Here is a 5,444-nt window from a genome sequence, read left to right on the forward strand (position 1 = left end):
CCGATCCAGGACGGCGGCCCCGGTGCGTTGCCGGGCGCGTCCTCCCGGGACGGCGGCCCCGTAGCATGGGCCCATGAGCAGTCCTCCGCAGCCCGCCGTGACCCTCCTCACCCGACCGGGGTGCCACCTCTGCGTGGCCGCCCGGGAGACCGTGGGCCGGGTCACCTCCGCGCTCGGGCTGGGCTGGGAGGACGTCGACGTCGACACCGACCCCGAGCTGGCCCGCCGGCACGCCGAGGAGATCCCCGTGGTGCTCGTGGACGGCGTCCCCCGCGACTTCTGGCAGATCGACGAGCGCCGTCTCACGAGGCTGCTGCGGGAGCGCCTGGCCGGCTGAGCCGCCCGCGGTTTTGGGACCGGCGCGCCCGGTCTGGGACCATGGGTGCCATGCCCTCCTCGACGGTCCATCTGCTGCGCCACGGCCAGGTCCTGAACCCGGACCGCATCGTCTACGGGCGGATGCCCCGCTACGGTCTCACCGAGCTGGGCGCGCGGATGGCGGAGGCCGCCGCCGCCGATCTCGCCCGCCGCGTCAACACCGGCTCGCGCATCGTCCACCTCGTCTCCTCCCCGCTGCAGCGGGCCCGGGAGACCGCCGCGCCGGTGGCCCGGGAGCTGCACCTGCCGGTGCACCCGGACGAGCGGATCATCGAGGCGCACAACCACTTCGAAGGACTGCACGTGGACGTCCCCGAGCTGCTGAAGCCCCGGCACTGGCCGCACCTGCGCAATCCCCTGCGGCCGTCCTGGGGCGAGCCCTACCGGGATCAGGTGGCGCGCATGGTGGAGGCCGTGCTGGACGCCGGGCGCACCGCCGTCCGGCACGGCGGGAGCGGGGCCGAGGCCGTGCTGGTGTCCCACCAGCTGCCGATCTGGCTCACCCGGCGTTCCGCGGAGGGGCGCCCCCTGCCGCACGACCCCCGCCGGCGGCAGTGCAACCTCGCCTCCATCACCTCGCTCGTCTTCGACGACCTCGACTCCGGCCGCCCGCCCCGGGTGCTCTACAGCGAGCCCGCCGGCGACCTCTACCCAGGGGTCAACCAGCTTCCCGGTTCATAATGACCGGGCGCCGCCGCCCTCCCCGTCCCGTCCAGAGCACCAGGTGATCCGTCCGTGACCTCCCGCCCCTCGCCCGCCCCCCGTCCGTCCCGCCGCCGCGTGCTCTCGCTCGCGGGCCTCGGCGTCCTCGGGCTCGCCCTCGCCGGGTGCGCGGAGGAGGACTCCCTCGCCCAGCAGGCGAACTCGGGGGACCGGAAGGGCTACATCGCCGGGGACGGCACGGTCTCCGAGTACCCGGCGGCCGAGCGCGGGGAGCCGGTGCAGTTCACCGGCACGCTCTTCGACGGCACCTCCCTCTCCGCCGAGGACCTGCGCGGACGCCCCGCGCTGCTCAACTTCTGGTACGCGGGGTGCGCCCCGTGCCGCGTGGAGGCCCCCGACCTCCGGGAGCTCGCCGAACGGTTCGAGGGGCAGGCCGCGTTCTACGGGGTAAACCTGCGCGACGAGCGGGCCACCGCCGAGGCGTTCGAGCGGACCTTCGAGATCCCGTACCCCTCCGTCGCGGACAAGGACGGCGGCGTGCTCATGGCCCTGAGCGCCTACGTGCCGCCGCAGGCCGTGCCGACCACGCTCGTGCTCGACGACCAGGGGCGGGTGGCCGCCCGGATCCTGGGCATCGCGGACCGCTCCGTGCTCGAGACCCTCCTCGAGGACACGGTGGCCGAAGCGGCATGACGGCTGGCAACCCCTTCGCCGAGATCGTCCTCGACGGCTCCCTCCTCGTCGCGCTGCCCGTGGCGCTGCTCGCCGGACTCGTCTCCTTCGCGTCCCCGTGCGTGCTGCCCCTCGTGCCCGGCTACCTCGGCTACGTCACCGGCCTGACCGGCGCGGACCTGCAGGAGCAGCGGCGCGGGCGGGTGCTCGCGGGGATCACGCTGTTCGTGCTCGGCTTCTCCGCCGTGTTCCTGCTCATGTCCGTGCTGCTGGCCCAGCTGGGCGCCTACGCGTGGTTCCTGGGCCAGAACTGGATCACCGTGGTGCTCGGCGCCCTCGTGGTGCTCATGGGCGTCGTCTTCCTCGGCGGGGTGTCCTTCTTCCAGCGGGACCGCAAGATCGAGCGGCGCCCACCGCCCGGGCTCTGGGGCGCCCCGCTGCTCGGCGTGACCTTCGGCCTCGGCTGGGCGCCCTGCATCGGCCCCACCTTCGCGGCGGTGCAGGCGCTCGTCTACGTGGACGGCGCCTCCACCGGCAAGGCCGCCGTCCTCACGGTCGCCTACTGCCTGGGGCTGGGCGTGCCGTTCCTGGTGCTCGCCCTGGCCCTGCGCCGGGGCATGGGCGCCATGGGCCTCTTCCGCCGGCACCGCCTCGCCATCCAGCGCGCCGGCGGCGGGCTGCTCGTGCTCGTCGGCCTGCTCATGATGACGGGCGCGTGGACCGCGTTCGTCTCGTGGGTGCAGGCCGAGCTCGTCACCGACTGGGTGATGCCGATCTGAGCGCCTCCGACCCCCGAGCCCGCACCGACAGCAGAAAGGCCGGCATGAGCCGCACCGCAGCGCCCCCGTCGTCGTCGGGCCCCTCGTTCCCGGACCCGTCCGGGCGGCCCGCCCCGGACGTCGAGCTGCCCGCCCTCGGGCCCCTCGGCATGGCCCGGTGGGCCTGGACGCAGCTGACCAAGATGAACACCGCGCTGTTCCTCCTGCTGCTCCTGGCGGTCGCCGCGGTGCCGGGGTCGATCTTCCCGCAGCGGATCCAGGACCCGGCCGCCGTCCAGGACTACATCGACACCAACCCCGTGCTGGGGGAGTGGCTGGACCGGGTGCAGCTGTTCGACGTCTTCTCGTCGGCGTGGTTCTCCGCGATCTACATCCTGCTCTTCGTCTCCCTCGTGGGGTGCGTCCTGCCGCGCGCGGCCAAGCACTGGCGGGCGTGGCGGGCCGAGCCCCCGCGCACCCCGCGCCGGCTCGAAAGGCTGCCCGAGCACCGCTCCCTCGCCCTGGGCGGACGCGACGGCGCGGCGGCGCCGTCCCCCGACGACGTCGTCGCCGACGCCGCCCGGCTGCTCAAGCGGCGCGGCTACCGGGTGGCGGTGCGGGACGCCGGGACGGCCGCCCCGTCGGTGGCCGCCGAGCGCGGCATGTGGAAGGAGGTCGGCAACATCGTCTTCCACCTGGCCCTGCTGGGCGTGCTGGTGTCCGTGGCCGTCGGCTCCCTCTTCGGCTACAAGGGCCAGCGGGTGGTCGTGGAGGGCGAGTCCTTCGTCAACACCCTCATCGGCTACGACTCCTTCACCCCCGGTCCCAACTACGACGCCGACTGGCTCGACCCCTTCTCGCTGCGCCTCGACAGCTTCGAGGCGGTGTTCAACCGGGACACCACGGACCCGCGCAGCTACGGGGCGCCCCTGGACTTCACCGCGGAGGTCACCGTGCAGGACGAGCCCGGCGCCGAGCCGCGGCGGGAGGTCCTGAAGGTGAACCAGCCGCTGAACGTGCACGGCGTGAAGAGCTACCTCGTGGGCAACGGCTACGCGCCGGTGGTCCGGGTGACCGACGGCAACGGGGACGTCGCCTTCGAGGGCCCGGTCGTGACCGTCCCCTCGGACGGCGTCTACACGTCCTCGCTCGTGCTCAAGGTCCCGGACGCCCGGCCCGACCAGCTCGGGTTCGTGGGGCTGCTGCTGCCCACCGCCGTGGGCGGGGAGGGAGAGATGCCCCGCTCGGTGGACCCCGGTCTGGCCAACCCCCGGCTGATCCTCTCCGCCTACCACGGGGACCTGGGCCTGGACAGCGGTGAACCGCAGAACGTGTACGTGCTCGACGTCGAGCCGCTCACCGAGCTCAACGCCATGACCAACGAGAACGGCGCCATCACGCTCGACGCCGCGAACCCCGTCTACGAGCTGCCCGACGGCAAGGGCACCGTGGAGTTCCTGGACGTCAGGCGCTACGTGGGCCTGGACATCCACTACGACCCCGGCAAGACGGGGGCGTTCGTCTCCTTCGTCGCGGCCTTCACCGGCCTGCTCATGTCCCTGTTCATCGCCCGGCGCCGCGTCTGGGTGCGCGCGGCGGAGGGCGTCGACGCGGACGGGCGGCCGTGCACGGTGCTGGAGTACGGCCTGCTGGCCCGCGGCGAGGACCCCCGGCTCGCCGCGGAGGCCGAGCGGCTGGACCGGCTCTGGACCGAGCAGTGGCAGGACGCCGGTGTGCGGGACACGGACACCGGACAGGACGATCGATCGGACGCCGGGCCGGACGCCCGGCGGGACCACGAGTGAGAGGATGGGCGGCATGACCGTCAACGAGACACTGGGCGCCTGGAGCGATCTGTTCATGCTCCTGGCGGCCATGACGTACCTGGTCGCCTTCGTGGCCTTCGCGTGGGACATGGCGTCCCACTCCAAGGCCCTGCGCGGGGCCGTGGACAGCGGGGAGCGCGAGCTCGTCGGCGCGGCCGCGGGAACCCCCGCGGCGACCGCGGGGGAGGCGGCGGAGCCCGCGGACTCCCGGGCCGGCCACGGCGACGGGCACCGTGGCCGCGGCTACCGCACCAGCGCGCGCTCCGCCCTCGCCGGGCACGTGGCGGACGAGGAGATGCGCTACACCGGGGAGCGGCGTCCCGCCGCCCGCGTGGCCGTGGCCGTCATGGTCCTGGGCTTCGCCGTGCACGCCGCCGCCGTGGTCAGCCGGGCCTTCGCGGCCGGGCGGGTGCCGTGGGGCAACATGTACGAGTTCTGCACCACGGGCGCCCTGGTGGTCGCGGGCGTGTTCCTGCTGGCCCTGCTGGCCCGGGACCTGCGCTTCGTGGGCTCCCTGGTGTCCGGGCTCGTGGTGATCATGCTCTGCGCCGCCACCATCGGCTTCCCCACCCCGGTGGGACCGCTGCAGCCCGCCCTGCAGTCCTGGTGGCTGGTGATCCACGTGTCCATCGCCGTGGCCGCCTCCGGGGTCTTCACCATCACCTTCGCCATGGCCGTCCTGCAGCTGCTGCAGTCCCGGCGGGAGCGGGCGATCCTGTCCGGCGACCGTCCCGGGATGGGCGTCCTCGCCATGGTCCCCTCCTCCCAGGCTCTCGAGAACCTCTCGTTCCGGCTCAACGCCGTGGGGTTCGCCTTCTGGACCTTCACCCTCGCCGCCGGCGCCATCTGGGCGGAGCAGGCCTGGGGCCGGTACTGGGGCTGGGACACCAAGGAGGTCTGGACGTTCGTGATCTGGGTGGTCTACGCCGCCTACATGCACGCGCGCGCCACCCGCGGCTGGACCGGCAACCGGTCCGCGTGGCTGTCGATCGTCGGCTACCTCTGCGTGATCTTCAACTTCACCGTGGTCAACACCGTCTTCCCCGGCCTGCACTCCTACTCCGGGGTCTGACTCCGGGACGCCCCCAGGACGCCTTTCGGGACGTCCGGAGGACGGAGAACGGCCCGCACCCTCTCGGTGCGGGCC

At 73.6% G+C, this 5,444-nt stretch carries 6 protein-coding genes; all 6 read left to right on the forward strand.

Going from position 1 to position 5,444, the window contains the following annotated elements:
• Window positions 1-73 precede the first annotated feature (73 nt).
• The 6 genes from ACFU0Y_RS16710 to ccsB are packed head-to-tail and all read left to right on the forward strand — an operon-like array spanning window position 74 to window position 5,369.
• A complete protein-coding gene (locus ACFU0Y_RS16710; protein ID WP_380215853.1) occupies window positions 74-337 on the forward strand; it encodes a glutaredoxin family protein in 264 nt (87 codons plus the stop codon).
• A gap of 50 nt (window positions 338-387) precedes the next feature.
• Entirely contained in the window at window positions 388-1,059 is a 672-nt protein-coding gene (locus ACFU0Y_RS16715; protein WP_380215855.1) for a histidine phosphatase family protein, read from the forward strand.
• 54 nt (window positions 1,060-1,113) lie between these two features.
• On the forward strand, window positions 1,114-1,734 hold the full coding sequence (locus ACFU0Y_RS16720; RefSeq protein WP_380215857.1) for a TlpA family protein disulfide reductase: 621 nt from the start codon (window positions 1,114-1,116) through the stop codon (window positions 1,732-1,734).
• The gene (locus tag ACFU0Y_RS16725) at window positions 1,731-2,492 is read left to right on the forward strand and encodes a cytochrome c biogenesis CcdA family protein (RefSeq protein ID WP_380215859.1); all 762 of its coding nucleotides are present in this window, start codon (window positions 1,731-1,733) and stop codon (window positions 2,490-2,492) included. The genes ACFU0Y_RS16720 and ACFU0Y_RS16725 overlap by 4 nt, the downstream gene beginning before the upstream one ends.
• A 44-nt stretch (window positions 2,493-2,536) precedes the next feature.
• A complete protein-coding gene (locus ACFU0Y_RS16730) occupies window positions 2,537-4,276 on the forward strand; it encodes a cytochrome c biogenesis protein ResB (protein ID WP_380215861.1) in 1,740 nt (579 codons plus the stop codon).
• 13 nt (window positions 4,277-4,289) lie between these two features.
• Window positions 4,290-5,369 carry a c-type cytochrome biogenesis protein CcsB gene (ccsB, locus tag ACFU0Y_RS16735; RefSeq protein WP_380215863.1) on the forward strand — a complete coding sequence of 360 codons (1,080 nt, stop codon included), beginning with the start codon at window positions 4,290-4,292 and terminating at the stop codon, window positions 5,367-5,369.
• Window positions 5,370-5,444: the final 75 nt, after the last annotated feature.

Origin of the sequence: Kocuria sp. NPDC057446, from assembly GCF_042802875.1 — a bacterium.
Taxonomy (GTDB): Bacteria; Actinomycetota; Actinomycetes; order Actinomycetales; family Micrococcaceae; genus Kocuria.